Genomic DNA, 15,190 nt, shown 5'->3' with positions numbered 1-15,190 from the left:
CGGACCGTGGACAGGCCGGGCGACGGGCTGACGACAGGTTGGGCGACAGGCCGGGTGGCGAGGGGTGAGGAGGGCGGCGTGAGCCGGCGCGTACGCGGCGATCGGGAAGAGGCGGATCTGCCGGTCGACCCCGACGTGGACCTCCGCCACGAACGGGACATGTTCCGCCGGACGGCGGCCCCGGCCCGCCGCCGGACCTGGGACGTCCTCGCGATGATCGCCCTCGGCGGCGGAGTGGGCGCTGAGGCCAGATATCTGGTCGGCCAGGCGCTCCCCGCGTCGCCCACCGGATTCCCCTGGGGGACGTTCCTCGCCAACGTCACCGGCTGCTTCGCGCTCGGGGTCCTGATGGTCTTCGTCCTGGACGTCTGGCCGCCGCGCCGCTACGTCCGTCCGTTCCTCGGGGTCGGTTTCCTCGGCGGATTCACGACGTTCTCCACCTTCACGACGGAGATCGTGGACAGGTCGTCGCGAGGCGCGTGGCCGATGGCCGCTGTGTACGCGGCGAGCAGCCTGGTCGCCGGACTGGTGGCGGTCTGGTGCGGCATCGTCCTCGCCCGCACCCTGGCGGGCCTCCCCGTACGGCGACGCGCGAGGAGGGCCGGATGAGACTGCACGGCCCCGCACAGCGACTGACGATCTTGATAGGCGAGAGCGACCAGTACCGGCACCGGCCGCTGTACACCGAGATCGTGCACCGGGCGCGCACGATGGGCCTGGCCGGGGCGAGCGTGTTCCGGGGCATCGAGGGCTTCGGCGCCTCCTCGCGCATCCACACCAGCCGCCTGCTGTCGCTCAGCGAGGACCTGCCCGTCGCCGTCGTCATCGTGGACGTCCCAGAGAGGATCAGTGCGTTCGTGGCGGAACTGGACGAACTGGTGACCGAGGGTCTGGTGATCGTCGATCCCGTGGAGGTCTACCGCTACGTGGGGCGTGAGCCGGGGCGGGCGGAGCCGTGACCCCGCTGCTCGTCTTCCTCGGCGGCATCGTCGGCGCTCCCGCCCGTTATCTGATCGATCGGCTGGTGCAGCGCCTGCACGACAGCGTGTTCCCCTGGGGCACGCTGGCGGTGAACGTGTCCGGGTCGCTCGTGCTCGGGCTGCTGCTCGGCGCGCGGGACGACCTCGGGCTGCCCGCCGAGGCGGTCACCCTGCTCGGCACCGGCTTCTGCGGCGCGTTCACGACGTTCAGCACGTTCGGCTTCGAGACCGTACGGCTGCTGGAGGAGGGCTCGGTCCTGGAGGCCGGGCTCAACGCGCTCGGCAGCCTGGTCCTCGGCCTCCTCGCCGCCGCCGCCGGATTCGCGCTGGCCGCCCTCCTCGGCTGAAACCATCACAACCGCCCCACCGGTGTCGGTGGGGCGGCGTGACACGGGGTCAGTGGTGCCCGTGGCCGTTGTGCTTCTGGGTCCAGGGACCGGTGATCGCGAAGACGTAGCCCGGGGTCTGGATGTTGGCGAACAGGATGCGCCCGTCGTCGCTGAACGTCGGGCCGGTGAACTCGCTGTCGTTGAGCTCGTTGCGGGCCATCGGGTAGGGCGCGCCCTTGTCGGTCACGCCGACCAGGTGCGACAGGCCCTCGCCGTCCTCGGCCAGGATGACGCCGCCGTACGGCGAGACGGTGATGTTGTCAGGCCCGTCGTAGTTGGTGTCCTGCTCCGGGTCGGGGTCGACGCCGAAGATCGTCTTAAGCGTGACGGTCTCCGACTCGGGGTCCGGCCGCGGACGAGGCGTACCACGAGGCGCCCGCGGCGGTGTTCCAGCCGGCCCGGACGACCTCCTCGCTCAGGCGCGTGCCGAGGTTCTCGTCGGTGTTGTAGAAGGCGTTGTAGAAGTCGGTGAAGTAGGCGTAGCGGTCCTTGGTGACGGCCTCGAGGATGCCCTCGAACACGCTGCCGTCCACGCCCTCCGGGTTGTCCTCCGTCTTGAGCAGGAACGGTTCGAGGGAGGCAAGGAACGCGGCCCACGGAATCTCTTAGGGCCTGCTGCCGGTAAAGTCGCGGTTGTGCGGATCGTCAAGGGTGCAGGTGAGTGGGCGCAGCCGGCTACCGGGGCTGCCGATGACTGGTGCGCGGACTTCCGGATTTGACCCCGCGCTCAGCAGGCAGACGCCCCCATCGCCCCTTCCCCGTTCAGGCGTCGCAGCCCGCGCGGGAACGCGGTGGTCGGTTGCGAAAGATCGGCTGGGGGGCGATCGCGCTCTTCCTGGCCGCGTTCGCGGTCTTCGAGAGTGTCAAGTACGGCTTGCCGACCACCGTTGCCACGCTCGTGTTCTTCGTGCTGATCGACCTGGCGCGACTCGTCGGGGTTCGTCCGCCTGGCGCGCTCTACCAAGCTGTCCACCGCGTATGGATCCCGCTCGTGGTGCTGGTCACCTACAGCTTCGGCCCGATCGTGTGGCCGCCGCTGTTCACCGCAGCCCTTGGCTGGCTCACCCGCATAGCCCTTGAACGAGCGTTCGGGCGCGGGCGGGGGTCGCCGGCTGAGCGGTGAGGGCGGCCCTCAGCCTCGCCGGTTCGCGTCGGCGGTGACGTTGGCGGTCAGGCGCCGCAGCGTGGCGAGCGTGCGGGTGAACTCCTCGGGTTCGAGCGCCATCGCGTCGCCGACCGAGGCGAAGATGTCGTCGCTGCGCTCCCGCAGCCCGGCGCCCTTCTCGGTCAGAGTGATCTGCACCGTGCGCTCGTCGTCGGCGCGGCGCTCCCGGCGCAGCAGGCCGTTCGCCTCCAGGCGCTTGAGCAGGGGCGTCATCGTGCCGTAGTCGAGGTGCAGCGCGCCGCCGATAGAGGCCGGTGACCGCGCGGGAGGCGGCGTACAGCGCGAAGCACATCTTGTCGTCGAGGATGCGGGGAAGCCGCTGCTCGCTCGTGCCCTGGCCCGCTATCTGCACGTGATCGGTCCAATCGTGCGCGAGGTTTTTCGGGTGGCGTGACCCGGCGCCGGCCGGGTCACGCAGGCCCCGTCAGCGGCACCGGCGCAGCACCGTGGGCGTGCCGCAGCTCGTGGTCCCCGCGCCCGCGCCGACGCCGGCCCGCGCGTTCAGGTCCAGGTCGAGGGCGACGTTGAGGCCGAGGCCCAGATTGAGGCCCGCGCCGAGATCCAGAGCGGCGGCCGCGGGCGCGGCGGCCTTCGGCGTGTCACACCCACAGCTCGCGTACGCGGGTGCGGTGGCGAGCAGGCCCGCACAGGTCAGGGCGGCCAGGGACATAAGGCGGATAGGGCGGTGCATGAAGATTCCTCATCTCAGGTGTAACTAATCGTGCTCGATCGTTACTCTTCGTATCCGTGTGTAGGTTGTGACAAACTCAGGACGCTCCCGGCGAAGCGCCAAGAGCCCGCAGAGAAACCGACGGCGAAGCGGCCATTGCCCACCGTGAGGTCCGGACGTACCGTCGATCGCGTGGCCGTCATCCACAGGGAACGTGTGGCGTGGGAGAGCGCCCGGGTGTTCGTCGCGGCCGCGACGGCCGACGCCTACTGGTGGCTGGGTGAGACGCTCGGACGCCATCTCGGGCAGACGTACGAGCTGGACCTGACCCGCACCCGCTCGCGTCTTCAACGGGCTGAAGCCCAGCATGCGCAGGGCCCCCACTTCGCGGGTGAGGACCTGTTGTCCGCCGAGGTCGGCGCCTGGCGCGCCCGGATCGAGGGCGTCCTGACGGAGCGTCCGGAACTCGCGGCGGTCCTGCGGCAGGTGACCGAGGAGACCGGCCGCCGCCTGCGCCGCTGACGGCCCGTGGGCCGGGCACATCCGGCGGACACGCCGCCGGTGGGCTGCTCGGCGGCACCTGCCCGGCCGATGTCGCGCGTCGGCGGTCCACATACGGCTGAGGCCGGTTCGTCCACAGCCTGTGGACGAACCGGCCTCGGAATCCTCAGCGGAAGCGGCGGAGCCTGAGACTGTTGCTGACGACGAAGACGCTGGAGAACGCCATCGCCGCTCCGGCGATCATGGGATTGAGCAGCCCCGCGGCGGCCAGCGGCAGAGCCGCGACGTTGTAGGCGAACGCCCAGAACAGATTGCCCTTGATCGTGCGCAGCGTCCGCCGCGACAGCCGGATCGCATCGGCCGCCACCCGCAGATCCCCCCGCACCAGAGTCAGATCAGCCGCCTCGATCGCCACATCGGTGCCCGTGCCCATGGCCAGACCCAGATCCGCCTGGGCCAGCGCGGCGGCGTCGTTGACCCCGTCGCCGACCATCGCCACCGTCCTGCCCTCGGCCTGCAACCGCTTGACCACATCGACCTTGTCGGCCGGCAGCACCTCGGCGATCACCTCGTCGATCCCCACCTCGGCGGCGACCGTCCGGGCGACCGCCTCGTTGTCGCCGGTCAGCAGCACCGGCGTCAGCCCCAGCCCACGCAACTGCGCGATGGCCTGCTTGCTGGTCGGCTTGACGGTGTCGGCCACCACCAGCACCGCGCGGGCCGCACCGTCCCAGCCGACCGCCACCGCGGTGCGGCCCGCGACCTGCTCCTCCTCCAGCGCTTGGGCCAGATCGGTGGGCAGGTGCTGGGCCCAGTCGGCCAGCAGACGGGGCCGGCCGACGAGTACGGCGTGGCCGTCCACGATCCCCTGCACGCCCAGGCCCTCGACGTTGGCGAAGTCCTCCGGGGCGGGCAGGTCCCCCACCCGTTCGGCGGCGCCCCGGGCGATCGCCTGGGCGATGGGGTGCTCGGAGGCGTGCTCCAGCGCCCCGGCCAGGCGCAGCACCTCATCCCGGTCCTGTCCGCCGGCCAGGTGGACCTCGACCAGGGTCATCTTCCCCTCGGTGACGGTGCCGGTCTTGTCCAGCACGACCGTGTCGATCGTGCGGGTGGACTCCAGCACCTCGGGCCCCTTGATCAGGATGCCGAGCTGGGCGCCGCGGCCGGTGCCGACCAGCAGCGCGGTCGGCGTGGCCAGCCCCAGCGCGCAGGGGCAGGCGATGATCAGCACCGCGACCGCGGCGGTGAAGGCCGCCCCGACGCCTTCACCCGTGCCGAGCCAATACCCCAGCGTCGCGACCGACAACGCGATGACGATCGGCACGAAGATCCCCGAGATGCGGTCGGCCAGGCGCTGCACCTGCGCCTTGCCGGTCTGGGCGTCTTCGACCAGGCGCGCCATCTGGGCGAGCTGGGTGTCCGACCCCACCCGGGTGGCCCGCACCACCAACCGGCCGCCGGCGTTGACCGTCGCCCCGGTGACCGCATCCCCCACCCGGACTTCGACGGGGACCGACTCGCCGGTGAGCATCGAGGCGTCGACCGCCGAGGCGCCTTCCTCGATGACGCCGTCGGTGGCGATCTTCTCCCCCGGCCGGACCACGAACTGGTCGCCCACCGCCAGCTCGCCGATGGGGATGCGCACCTCCCGGCCGCCGCGCAGCACCGCGACGTCCTTGGCGCCCAGCTCCAGCAGCGCCCGCAGCGCCGCACCGGCGCGGCGCTTGGAGCGGGCCTCGAAGTACCGCCCGGCCAAGATGAACGCGGTCACCCCGGCGGCGGCCTCCAGGTAGATGTTGCCCGAGCCGTCGCTGCGGGCGATCGTCAGGTCGAAGGCGTGGGTCATGCCCGGTGTGCCGGCGTCGCCGAGGAACAGCGCCCACAGCGACCAGCCCAGCGCGGCGATCGTGCCCAGCGACACCAGCGTGTCCATCGTGGCCGTGCCGTGCCGCAGGTTGGTCCAGGCCGCCTTGTGGAACGGCAGCCCGCCGTACACCACGACAGGCGCCGCCAGCGTCAGCGACAGCCACTGCCAGTAGGTGAACTGCAGTGCCGGGATCATCGCCAACGCGATCACCGGCACCGCCAGCACCACCGAGACCCACAGCCGGGTCCGTAAGGCCGCCAACTCATCCTGCGGCTCGGCGGGCGCCTGCTCGGGCTTCGGCGGCTCGGGCAGCTTGGCCGTGTATCCGGCCTTTTCCACCTCCGCCACCAACGCCGCAGGGTCCAGGCCCTCGGGGAAGGTCACCTTGGCCTTCTCCGTGGCGTAGTTCACCGTCGCGGACACGCCCTCCAGCTTGTTGAGCTTGCGCTCGATCCGGTTGGCACACGACGCGCAGGTCATGCCGCCTATCGAAAGCTCGACCGCGCCACTCGGCCGGTCACCGGTTGTCGCCGGCATCACCACTCCTTCCTCTCGCGTCGTGCCGTCAGCCGTCGTGCCCGACGTGGCCCGTATTCACCGCGCCCGCCGCGTCCGTCGCGCCCGTCGCGTCCGCGTAGGCGGTGAAGGCGGCGGTGCGGACCGTTCCCCCGTGCTGGAAGTCGAGGAACAGGCGGTAGTCCCCGCCGCTCGGCGCCGATGCGGCGAAGGTCACTCCGGCCGCGGTCGTGCCGTCCTCGGGGTGCACGTGCAGGTAGGCCAGGTCGCCCGCACGGATCGCGACCAGGTGGCCGTACGCCCCCAGGTAGGGTTCGAGGTCGCCGACGGGCCTGCCGTCCTTGCTCACCGTGAACACGAGCTTACTGACCCGGCCCGGCACGAGGTCGCCCGACATCGTCACTGTGTATCCGTCCACCTGCGCGGTGGTGTTCGCCGGCGGCAGCGGCCGGGGCTCGTACGTGCCCGGGACGTGCAGATCGGCGCCGAGCGTCAGGTCCGGGCCGCCCTCGGGGGCGAAGTCGGCGTAGGCGCGGTAGGTCCCGGCGGCCGGCGGGGTGAACCGTACCGACCAGACCCCGTCGCCGGCCTCCTCCGGGTGGAGGTGCCAGAAGCCGCCGAGGTCCCGGGAGACCACGATGAAGTGCAGCTTCTTGTCGTGCTTCACCTGATAGCGGGTCACCGGCGCGCCGTCGGGCCCGGTGACGGTGAAACGGAAGTCCGCGGTCTTCCCCGGGGTGAGCGTCGTGGTCAGCGGGACCAGCGTGTAGCCGCCCTGGGAGATCTGCAGACCCGCGGCGCCGGTGTGGGAGTGGCCGGCCGCGGCGTGCGCGCCGAACTGGGCGGGGGCGTTCACGAGACACCCGCCACGTCGTATCCGGCCTCCCGGACTGCCGCCACGATGGTCGCGTCGTCGATGCCACCGTCGGTCTCGACCGTCAGCAGGCCGGAGGCGAGGTCCACCCGGACGTCGGTCACGCCGGTGACCGCGCCGACCTCCTCGCTGACCGAGCTGACGCAGTGGCCGCAGGTCATGCCGGTGACGGTGTAGGTGCTGGTCATGGCGATCTCTCCTGTAACTCGTGCCTCATCGACGTGAACACCGTACCCCCCTACGGTATTCCTGCGTCAAGTCGAGGCCCCTGTTCCGGGGGCCCAGCCGACCTACAAGAGGTAGCGCAGCCAGAGGTACGGCACGCACACGGCCACCGTGACGACGGTGACCACCAGGCCATACTTGGTGAACTGCCAGAAACTGATCCGCGCGCCGTTGCGCTCGGCGATGCCGAGGATGACGACGTTGGCGGAGGCGCCCACGGCGGTGGCGTTGCCGCCGAGATCCGCGCCGAGCGCGAGCGCCCACCACAGCACGTTGTGGTCGCCGCCGGGCACGTGCTGCGCGAGATCGGCCACGATGGGGCTCATCGTCGCGACGTAGGGGATGTTGTCCACGATCGCGGACAGCCCGGCCGACGCCCAGAGCAGGACCATGGTGGTCACGCCGGGCCGCCCGGCCGTCGCCTCCGCCGCCGCCCGCGACACCTGGGCGATCACGCCGGTCTCGACGAGCGCGCCGACCATCACGAACAGCCCGGCGAAGAACACGAGCGTCGGCCACTCCACCTCGCGCAGCGCGTCGTCGGTGGTGATCTTGGTGACCAGCACGAGCAGCCCCGCCCCGAGCAGCGCCACGACCGACGGCTCGTAGTGCAGCACCGGGTGCAGCACGAACGCCGCGATGACCACGCCGAGCACGGACAGGCTCTGCACGAGCATGACCTTGTCCTGGATGGCCGCCCGCTCGTCCAGTTGCATGATCTCGGCCGCGCGCTCGGGGTCGTACCGGAACGCCTTGCGGAACAGCAGCCGGCACAGCCCGATGAAGACCGCCGTCAGCACGACCACCAGCGGCGTGAGGTGGACGAGGAAGTCGTTGAAGGTCAGCCCGGCGCGGGAGGCGATGATGATGTTCGGCGGATCGCCGACGAGGGTCGCGGTGCCGCCGATGTTGGACGCCATCGCCTCGGCGATCAGGAACGGCGCGACCGGCAGGGCGAGGCGTTCGCAGACGAGGAACGTGACCGGCGCGATCAGCAGCACGGTCGTGACGTTGTCCAGCAGCGCCGACGCCATGGCCGTGATCACCAGGAGCAGCGTCATGAGCCGGAACGGCCGTCCCCTGGCCCGTTTGGCGGCCCAGATCGCGAGGTATTCGAAAACGCCGGTCTGCCGCAGCACGCCGACGATGATCATCATGCCCAGCAGCAGGAAGACGACGTTCCAGTCCACGCCGGACTCCTGCGAGAAGAACGCGGAGCCGGCCGTGGTCGCGTGGACGAGCAGCAAGATCGCGGCGCCGCCCAGGGCGGCCTTGACCCGGTGGACCTTCTCGCTGGCGATGAGGACGTACGTGGCGACGAAGACGATCGCCGCCACCCATGCGGTCACCGTCATGTGAGCCGCTTGAGCAGCGCGGAGAGCGTGACCGCGCCCAGCAGTCGCTCGCCGTCGAGCACCGCGACCAGGGGGCTGCGGGTGCGCGCCATCAGCGCGGCGACCTCCAGGAGCGTGGCGTCGGGATCGGTCACAGGAAGCTCGCGCGGCCGTTCCGGCATCGCCTGGCGGACCGTGCGCTCGCCCAGCGCGCGGACGAACGCGTCGGCGTGCGCCTCGTCGATCACCCGGGCCAGCGCGGGGTCGTCCTGGCAGTAGCGGGGCACGGCCAGGCGCAGCACCTGTGTGCCGGGCAGGATCGACACCGGCGTCCCGCGCTCGTCCAGCACGATCAGGCCGGGCAGTTCGCGTTCGGCCATGAGGCGCGCGGCGTCGGCCACGGGGGAGTCGAGGTCCACGGTGGGGAACGGCACTACGAGATCCCGGGCACGCATGATCTCACCTGCCTGCCACGTGCGGCTGTGCTCACGTCTGCCTTCCGGTCGCCGGTACGGCCCCCGGGTATGGGGGACCCCTTCGCCGACCAGACTTCCCGGCACGCCCCGGAACAGGCTATCGGTCGGACAAGTCGTACAAAAGCCCCGAAGAGGCGCGGCGGACGAATACCCCCTCGGCGTACGGCAGGCGCCCGAGCGACCCGGCCGGCAGCGGGATCGTGCCCTCGGGCGCCTCCGTCAGCCGGGCGGAGAAGGCGAGACGGCGTCCGGCGCGTCCCCGGGCGGAGACGTAGTCGTCCGCACCGGCGAAGGTCAGCTCGCCCACCGGGGCGAGCCGCGCCAGCGCCGCCTCCACTCCCTCGCCCGGCCGTACGACGGTGGCGGGCAGGCGGTCGGTCTCGTCGTCGGAGTGGACGAGCACCGCGCCGTCGAGCCAGCCGGTCAGGCAGACCGTGACCTCCTCGAACCCGGCACGTACGGCCTCGGCCGCCAGATCGGCGGAACCGGGGATCGTCCAGCCGTGGAGGGAGAAGACCGGTGCCCCTGAAGCGGCATCGGCGGACGTGGGGAGGCCCGGCGAGGCCGGGGCGAGTGCCCGCCGCACGGCCTCCACGCCCGCCCGCGAGTACGGCACGGTCCGCTCGGGCAGCCGGTCGAGCGGAAACCAGGCCAGCTCGGCGCACTTGTGCGGCTCGGCGTTGACCGGTGTGCCGGTGATGGAGCGCGGCACGAGGAACATCCCGATGCGGGCCGTCCCGCCCGCGTTGCGGTGGTGCATCACGTGGACCACCTCGCAGCCGTCTACCTCGACGCCGAGCTCCTCGCGGGCCTCCCGGACGGCGGTGTCCACCACCGACTCCCCCTCCTCCAGGTGCCCGGACGGCATGATCTGCCACTCCCCGTCGGCGTAGCCGGTGCCCTGGCGGCGGCCGAGCAGCACCTTCTCGCCGTCCGTGAGTAGCAGGTGCACGTCGACGACCGGCCGGTAGCGGCCTGGGGCGTACGTCGCGGCGTCGAGCAGCGCGGGCAGGGTCGCGGCGTTCGCGGAGACGAACTCCCCCAGTTCGGGCGGGACCATGTTCAGCGTGCGCACCTCCTCGGGGCGTACGCGCCGCACCTCGTGCAGGCCGATGTCCGGTTCGAGGAACTCCGGGCCGCTGCGGCGTGACAGGTCGAGCGACACCAGCCGGCAGGCGAAGACCGTGCTCAGGCGGCCGGGCTCGGCGAGGGTGAACACGTGCAGCGCCGGTCCCGCCGTCGCCCCGAGCTCCTCGTCGAGCTCGCGGCGCAGCGCCGCCTCGGGAGTGGCGTCGGTGGCCTCCACCCCGCCGCCCGGCGTGATCCAGTAGGGCTCCCGCCCCGGCCGCACGCGCCGGAACAGGACGACATCGTCGCCGTCGAACAGGATGGCCCGGACGCTGTGCCGCACGGAGGTCATGTCCGGCATCCTCTCGCGGACGGTCCGGCGTCCGCTGCCGGAAGGGACCGAAATACGGTGAGGAGAGCTCTCCCGGCAGGGAGGGGCTCCGTGAAGAAGGGATGCAGGGGCATGACCGAAATGACCTACCGGCGGCTTGGGGACTCGGGACTCGTCGTCTCGGCTCTCGGCCTCGGCGGCAACAACTTCGGCCGCAGGATCGACCTCGACGCCACGCGCGCCGTGGTCGACGCGGCGCTCGACGCCGGCGTCACGCTGATCGACACCGCCGACATCTACGGGGAGTCGGAGACGCTGCTCGGCGAGGTGCTGAAGGGGCGGCGTGACCAGGTCGTCATCGCCACCAAGTTCGGCGGGGACGTGAACGGCGCCAACGGGCCCGACTGGGGCGCGCGGGCCTCGCGGCGGTACGTCCGCCTGGCGGTCGAGCGGTCGCTGCGCCGCCTCAAGACCGACTGGATCGACCTCTACCAGTTGCACTTCCCCGACCCGTCCACGCCGATCGAGGAGACCCTGTCGGTCCTCGCGGACCTGGTGCGGGAGGGCAAGGTCCGCTACGTGGGCTCGTCCAACTTCGCGTCGTGGCAGGTCACCGACGCGGACTGGATCGCCCGCACCGGCGGCTTCGAGCGTTTCGTGAGCGCGCAGAACGAGTACAGCCTGCTCGACCGGCGGGTGGAGAAGGAGCTCGTCCCGGCGCTGCTGCACCACGGCATCGGCCTGCTGCCGTACTTCCCGCTGGCCAACGGCCTGCTCACCGGAAAGTACCGGCGCGGGGAGGAGCCGCCGGCGGGCACCCGCCTCTCGGGCCGGCCGCAGTACCTGACCGACGCGCGGTTCGAGACGGTGGAGAGGCTGCAGGAGTTCGCCGAGCGGCAGGGGGTGACCCTGCTGGACGTCGCGATCGGCGGCCTGCTCGCGCAGCCGGCCGTCTCCTCCGTGATCGCGGGGGCGACCCGGCCCGAGCAGATCAAGGCCAACGTCGCGGCGGCGGCGTGGCGACCGGACGAGGCGGCGCTGAAGGAGCTGAACGAGATCGTGAGCTGACTATATGCAATTGCGGCTATATAGCTGATCGGGTATGTTCGAGAGTGTGCCAGCGCCCTTCGACATACTCGCCGAGCCCGCCAGGCGGCGCATCCTCGACCTGCTGCTCGAACGCCCCCGCCTGGTCGGGGAGCTCACCGAGCGGCTCGGCCTGACCCAGCCCGGCACTTCCAAGCACCTCAAGATGCTGCGGGAGGCCGGGCTGGTCCGTGTGCGCAGGGACGCCCAGCGCCGGTGGTACGAACTGTGCCCCGAGCCGCTCGCCGAGATCGACGCCTGGCTCGCGCCCTACCGGCGGCTGTGGTCGGAGAGCTTCGACGCGCTGGAACGGCACCTGGACGCGACGCCCGACGACCCGACACACGACGATTCAGAGGAGACACCGTGAACGCGACGCTCGGCATGTTCGACGGGCGGCCGTCGCTGCGCATGGAGCGCAGGCTGGCCCACCCTCCGGAGAAGGTCTGGCGGGCGGTGACCGAACCCGACCGGCTCGGCCAGTGGTTCCCGTTCACGGTCGTCGAGATGGACCTGCGGGTGGGCGGAAAGATCACGTTCGACGGCGGCGGCATGACGATGGACGCAGAGATCACCGAGCTCGACCCGCCCCGCCTGTTCGCCTTCCTCCAGCACTCTCCGGAGGAGATGCCACGCGAGGGCGACAACCTCCTGCGCTTCGAGTTGCTGCCCGACGAGGGCGGCTGCCTGCTCGTCTTCACCCAGGTCTTCGATGACCGACCGGCCGCGGCGAGCTACGCGTCCGGCTGGCAGGTCTGCCTCGACGCCTTGGAGTCGGTCGCCGGTGGAGACCCCGTCGAGTGGCCCGAGGGAAACTTCGCCCACCTCCATGAGGCGTACGTGGAGGCGTTCGGGCTGGCCGAGGGCGTGGCCGAGCGACTGGCCGAGCGACTGGCCGAGCGACTGGCCGGGCGACTGGGCGAGCAGGCGGACAGCGACTGGCGCGTGCGGTTCGAACGCCAGCTCACCCGGCCGGTCGAGGAGGTCTGGACCGTCGCCGGCGCACCGGCCGCGACGCCCGGTGCGCCGGTGCCCGACGGCCTCGGCGAGGGGATCGTCACAGCAGTCGGGAAACCCGCTGCCGAACTTCCCGCGTACGTGGAGTCCGGCGAGCAGGGCAGGCACGTGCGCTGGGAACTGTCGCGGGGCACCGGGCACGGCGCCCGGCTGGTCGTCACGGAGAGCGGCCTGCCCGACCCCGCCGGGGCCCTGAAGGCATGGCGGGACCGGATAGAGACGCTGGCGCGGCGGCTGCTCGCCTGAGCCCGGCGGGCGGGGCCGTCACTGGTCGAGCATCTCCAGGAGGCGGCGCAGGTAGGGCGGCACGTTGCGCAGCCGTACGGCGTCGCCCGCCGCGGGGGGCGCCGGAGCCATCAGGGCCCGCAGCCCCGCCAGGTCGATGAACCGCAGGGCGCCCGTGTCGACGGTGATCTCGCCGCGATCGCTCCTCGCCTCGGCGAGCGCGATCGCCAGGGCGGCGCTGTTGGAGACGTCGACCTCGCCCTCGATGATCACCGAGGAGTCCGTGGGGGACCACCTGACGCTGAGGTAGGTGTCCGTGTAGAGAACGCCGCGGTGGCCGCCGGCTGGGTTCACGAGACGCACCGGCACGGCGAACCGGTGCACGACGCGATGCCCGCATGTCTCGGGCGAATGTTTTCGGAGCAGGACATGGTGAACGTCGTCACGGTCCCACCTCCTCGCTGGAAGTGGAAATACTCACTGAGCGTCGCCGTCCGACAGCGCATCTGTCAATGGTTGGCTCAGTTAATATTCAACGAAGATCCAAGATTCAGCGCTTTCAGCGCTTGCGGCCCACGCCGCCGACCGACCAGACCATGTCCTTCGGCGGCCGCAGTTCATCGGGATCCGGACGCCATTCGGGCACCTGGACCAGGCCGGGCTCCACCATTTCCAGGTCGCCGAACAATGGCAGGATCTCGGCGCGGGTGGGCAGCCGCAGGCGGCCGTCGTCCTTGGCCGCCCATTCGTTGGCGAACAGCAGGGCGAGCTTGTCCGTCACCTCCGGCCGGAGGTCGGAGATCGCGTGACTGATGACCATGTAGCTGCCGGGTGCGATCGCCTCGCGCAGGCGGGCGGTGATGGCCATCGTCAGGTCGTCGTCGTTGATCGCCGCCAGGACCGAGACGAGCAGGACACCCACCGGCTCGTCGAGGTTCACGAGCGCCCGCAGCCGCGGATGCGTGAGGATCGAGTCGGGGTCGCGTACGTCGCCGCGGATCACCGCGACGCGCTCGTTGTCCTCCACAAGCGCCTGGCCGTGATTGACCACGACGGGGTCCTTGTCCACGTAGACCACGCGGGCGTCGGGGGCGCACTCCCGTGCGATCTCGTGCACATTGCCCTGGGTCGGCAGGCCGCAGCCGATGTCGATGAACTGGCGGATCCCGGCAGCGGCCAGGAACCGTACGGTCCTGCGCAGGAATCTGCGCCCCTCGCGGCACATCAGGGGAAGCTCCGGCGCGATCAGCAGCGCCGCCTCTGCGGCCTCGCGGTCCGCGGCGAAATTGTCCTTCCCACCGAGCCAGTAGTCGTAGACCCGGGCCTCGTTCGGGACGGACGGGTCGAAACCCACAGGCTCGACCGGGGGGAAACCCGGCATGATCCTCCGTTCAGCCCTGATGACCGATATTACCGGTGCAAGACGGGCTTAAGTGAGGATTCGTGCGTGTTTCGCGATCCGGGCCTTCGGGCCTTCGAGTGGATCAGCGGTAGACGGCGGCCTCGGCCGTGAAGCCGGCCCACACGGCCTTGCCCACGGGACGTAGCCGCGCCCAGCCCCACATGCGGCTGACCCCGGCGACGACCTGCAGGCCGCGCCCGGTCTCCGCGACGTAGTCGGGCTCGCGCAGCACCGGCGCGTCGTTGCTGGGATCGGTGACCATGCACAGCAGCGCGCGGGACGAACGGAACATCAACAAGCGCACCGGCAGGGGATGGATGGCCTGATGCCGCAGGCCGTGACGCAACGCGTTGGTGACCAGTTCGCAGACCGCGAGCGCGGCGTCGTCGGCGACGTCCTCCATTGACCAGGTGCGCAGCACGCCGGCGGTGAAGTGCCGCGCGGTGCGCGCGGCGAGGCTCTCACGGTGGAACTCGTGCACGGCTACCTGGGGGATACCGCACGGCTCTCCGCCGGTCCAAGGCCAGCACTTGCCTTCCGGAAAGACCTGCTCAAGCGTGCCCAGCCAGGGGTCCCGGGCAACGCTATCGGCTTCTGCGAGGGAAGCGCGGTCTGTCCGATAACCAGTCATTGAGAGCCTTATGAGGTTGATGTCGACCATGTGGCGGGATGACTCAGTAAGTCATACTGCTCCCATTGATGCTCCTGTGCAAGTACAGATGCACGTGCAAACGCACGAATGTCGTTGGTTGGGCTCGGATTCCCGAAACGAGGCGCCCCGTGTCCGTGATCTACAACGGAATGCCCTCATCTCACCTGGGGCGGCAGGCCTGGCGCAAGAGCCGGCACAGCAATCCGAGCGGCAACTGCGTCGAGATCGCCGCGCTGCCCGACGGCCGGGTGGCCCTGCGCAACTCCCGGCACCCGTCCGGGCCGGCGCTGATCGTGCCCCTTCAGGACATGGCCGCATTCCTCCGCTCCGCCAAGGAGGGCGAATTCGACGACCTCCTTGGTGAAGTCGAGAAATGATCTCGCCACTTGCGCGGGCCGACGTGACGAGTATC

Annotated in this window: 22 protein-coding genes; 9 read left to right on the top strand and 13 right to left on the bottom strand. The window is 70.8% G+C overall.

Going from position 1 to position 15,190, the window contains the following annotated elements; all coding sequences use genetic code 11:
• The first annotated feature begins 78 nt into the window (after positions 1 to 78).
• Genes crcB (ACQEVJ_RS44965) through crcB (ACQEVJ_RS44955) form a run of 3 tightly spaced genes read left to right on the top strand, consistent with a single transcriptional unit; the run spans position 79 to position 1,327 of the window.
• Positions 79 to 609 carry a fluoride efflux transporter CrcB gene (crcB, locus tag ACQEVJ_RS44965; RefSeq protein WP_433111921.1) on the top strand — a complete coding sequence of 177 codons (531 nt, stop codon included), beginning with the start codon at positions 79 to 81 and terminating at the stop codon, positions 607 to 609.
• Entirely contained in the window at positions 606 to 959 is a 354-nt protein-coding gene (locus ACQEVJ_RS44960) for a DUF190 domain-containing protein (protein ID WP_357222965.1), read from the top strand. Before crcB (ACQEVJ_RS44965) ends, ACQEVJ_RS44960 begins: the two co-directional genes overlap by 4 nt.
• Positions 956 to 1,327, top strand: a complete 372-nt coding sequence (gene crcB / locus ACQEVJ_RS44955) for a fluoride efflux transporter CrcB (protein WP_433111918.1) — start codon at positions 956 to 958, stop codon at positions 1,325 to 1,327. Before ACQEVJ_RS44960 ends, crcB (ACQEVJ_RS44955) begins: the two co-directional genes overlap by 4 nt.
• 49 nt (positions 1,328 to 1,376) lie before the next feature.
• On the opposite strand, the gene ACQEVJ_RS44950 is transcribed toward crcB (ACQEVJ_RS44955), so the two are convergent.
• Both ACQEVJ_RS44950 and ACQEVJ_RS44945 read right to left on the bottom strand, forming a co-directional pair.
• On the bottom strand, positions 1,377 to 1,682 hold the full coding sequence (locus ACQEVJ_RS44950; protein ID WP_433113300.1) for an alkaline phosphatase PhoX: 306 nt from the start codon (positions 1,680 to 1,682) through the stop codon (positions 1,377 to 1,379).
• Positions 1,683 to 1,686: 4 nt separating this feature from the next.
• Positions 1,687 to 1,902: a hypothetical protein gene (locus tag ACQEVJ_RS44945; RefSeq protein ID WP_433111915.1), complete on the bottom strand. Its 216-nt coding sequence runs from the start codon at positions 1,900 to 1,902 to the stop codon at positions 1,687 to 1,689.
• A 266-nt stretch (positions 1,903 to 2,168) separates the two neighbouring features.
• On the opposite strand from ACQEVJ_RS44945, the gene ACQEVJ_RS44940 reads away from it, so the two are divergent.
• Entirely contained in the window at positions 2,169 to 2,492 is a 324-nt protein-coding gene (locus ACQEVJ_RS44940) for a hypothetical protein (RefSeq protein ID WP_433111912.1), read from the top strand.
• A gap of 9 nt (positions 2,493 to 2,501) precedes the next feature.
• On the opposite strand, the gene ACQEVJ_RS44935 is transcribed toward ACQEVJ_RS44940, so the two are convergent.
• Together ACQEVJ_RS44935 and ACQEVJ_RS44930 are read right to left on the bottom strand one after the other, a co-directional pair.
• Positions 2,502 to 2,747 carry a transcriptional regulator, SarA/Rot family gene (locus tag ACQEVJ_RS44935; RefSeq protein ID WP_433111908.1) on the bottom strand — a complete coding sequence of 82 codons (246 nt, stop codon included), beginning with the start codon at positions 2,745 to 2,747 and terminating at the stop codon, positions 2,502 to 2,504.
• Between the two features lie 211 nt (positions 2,748 to 2,958).
• Entirely contained in the window at positions 2,959 to 3,225 is a 267-nt protein-coding gene (locus tag ACQEVJ_RS44930; protein WP_433111905.1) for a hypothetical protein, read from the bottom strand.
• A 171-nt stretch (positions 3,226 to 3,396) separates the two neighbouring features.
• Here ACQEVJ_RS44930 and ACQEVJ_RS44925 point away from each other — a divergent pair, with 171 nt between their 5' ends.
• Positions 3,397 to 3,726: a hypothetical protein gene (locus ACQEVJ_RS44925; protein WP_433111902.1), complete on the top strand. Its 330-nt coding sequence runs from the start codon at positions 3,397 to 3,399 to the stop codon at positions 3,724 to 3,726.
• 145 nt (positions 3,727 to 3,871) lie between these two features.
• On the opposite strand, the gene ACQEVJ_RS44920 is transcribed toward ACQEVJ_RS44925, so the two are convergent.
• From ACQEVJ_RS44920 to ACQEVJ_RS44895, 6 genes are all read right to left on the bottom strand, one after another.
• Positions 3,872 to 6,109 (bottom strand): heavy metal translocating P-type ATPase, encoded by a 2,238-nt coding sequence (locus ACQEVJ_RS44920; RefSeq protein ID WP_433111899.1) that lies wholly within the window; start codon positions 6,107 to 6,109, stop codon positions 3,872 to 3,874.
• 28 nt (positions 6,110 to 6,137) lie between these two features.
• A complete protein-coding gene (locus tag ACQEVJ_RS44915) occupies positions 6,138 to 6,944 on the bottom strand; it encodes a hypothetical protein (protein WP_433111896.1) in 807 nt (268 codons plus the stop codon).
• Positions 6,941 to 7,150 carry a heavy-metal-associated domain-containing protein gene (locus ACQEVJ_RS44910; protein WP_433111893.1) on the bottom strand — a complete coding sequence of 70 codons (210 nt, stop codon included), beginning with the start codon at positions 7,148 to 7,150 and terminating at the stop codon, positions 6,941 to 6,943. Before ACQEVJ_RS44910 ends, ACQEVJ_RS44915 begins: the two co-directional genes overlap by 4 nt.
• 102 nt (positions 7,151 to 7,252) lie before the next feature.
• Positions 7,253 to 8,542 (bottom strand): ArsB/NhaD family transporter, encoded by a 1,290-nt coding sequence (locus tag ACQEVJ_RS44905; RefSeq protein ID WP_433111890.1) that lies wholly within the window; start codon positions 8,540 to 8,542, stop codon positions 7,253 to 7,255.
• Entirely contained in the window at positions 8,539 to 8,976 is a 438-nt protein-coding gene (locus ACQEVJ_RS44900) for a CBS domain-containing protein (protein ID WP_433111887.1), read from the bottom strand. The genes ACQEVJ_RS44905 and ACQEVJ_RS44900 overlap by 4 nt, the downstream gene beginning before the upstream one ends.
• Positions 8,977 to 9,094: 118 nt before the next feature.
• Positions 9,095 to 10,417, bottom strand: coding sequence for an NUDIX hydrolase (locus tag ACQEVJ_RS44895; RefSeq protein WP_433111884.1), 1,323 nt, complete (start codon positions 10,415 to 10,417; stop codon positions 9,095 to 9,097).
• A gap of 111 nt (positions 10,418 to 10,528) precedes the next feature.
• Between ACQEVJ_RS44895 and ACQEVJ_RS44890 the strand changes: the two genes are divergently transcribed.
• From ACQEVJ_RS44890 to ACQEVJ_RS44880, 3 genes are read left to right on the top strand one after another with little or no spacing between them, the layout of a single operon-like run.
• Positions 10,529 to 11,464, top strand: a complete 936-nt coding sequence (locus tag ACQEVJ_RS44890) for an aldo/keto reductase (protein WP_433111881.1) — start codon at positions 10,529 to 10,531, stop codon at positions 11,462 to 11,464.
• A 46-nt stretch (positions 11,465 to 11,510) separates the two neighbouring features.
• Positions 11,511 to 11,852, top strand: a complete 342-nt coding sequence (locus ACQEVJ_RS44885; RefSeq protein WP_433111878.1) for an ArsR/SmtB family transcription factor — start codon at positions 11,511 to 11,513, stop codon at positions 11,850 to 11,852.
• Positions 11,849 to 12,745: an SRPBCC family protein gene (locus ACQEVJ_RS44880; protein ID WP_433111875.1), complete on the top strand. Its 897-nt coding sequence runs from the start codon at positions 11,849 to 11,851 to the stop codon at positions 12,743 to 12,745. The genes ACQEVJ_RS44885 and ACQEVJ_RS44880 overlap by 4 nt, the downstream gene beginning before the upstream one ends.
• 18 nt (positions 12,746 to 12,763) lie before the next feature.
• Here the strand turns inward: ACQEVJ_RS44880 and ACQEVJ_RS44875 are convergent, their stop codons facing one another.
• From ACQEVJ_RS44875 to ACQEVJ_RS44865, 3 genes are all read right to left on the bottom strand, one after another.
• Positions 12,764 to 13,078 (bottom strand): STAS domain-containing protein, encoded by a 315-nt coding sequence (locus ACQEVJ_RS44875; RefSeq protein WP_433111872.1) that lies wholly within the window; start codon positions 13,076 to 13,078, stop codon positions 12,764 to 12,766.
• Between the two features lie 205 nt (positions 13,079 to 13,283).
• Complete coding sequence (locus tag ACQEVJ_RS44870; RefSeq protein ID WP_433111869.1) at positions 13,284 to 14,105, bottom strand: SAM-dependent methyltransferase; 822 nt, start codon at positions 14,103 to 14,105, stop codon at positions 13,284 to 13,286.
• A 103-nt stretch (positions 14,106 to 14,208) separates the two neighbouring features.
• Positions 14,209 to 14,607 (bottom strand): ATP-binding protein, encoded by a 399-nt coding sequence (locus tag ACQEVJ_RS44865; RefSeq protein WP_433111867.1) that lies wholly within the window; start codon positions 14,605 to 14,607, stop codon positions 14,209 to 14,211.
• Positions 14,608 to 14,927: 320 nt separating this feature from the next.
• Here ACQEVJ_RS44865 and ACQEVJ_RS44860 point away from each other — a divergent pair, with 320 nt between their 5' ends.
• Positions 14,928 to 15,155 (top strand): DUF397 domain-containing protein, encoded by a 228-nt coding sequence (locus ACQEVJ_RS44860; protein ID WP_433113297.1) that lies wholly within the window; start codon positions 14,928 to 14,930, stop codon positions 15,153 to 15,155.
• The last annotated feature ends 35 nt before the right edge of the window (positions 15,156 to 15,190 follow it).

The organism is Microbispora sp. CA-102843, from assembly GCF_050936215.1.
GTDB lineage: Bacteria > Actinomycetota > Actinomycetes > Streptosporangiales > Streptosporangiaceae > Microbispora.
The sequence above is the reverse complement of the archived record's forward strand: the minus strand, read 5'-3'. Positions and strand labels throughout refer to the sequence as shown.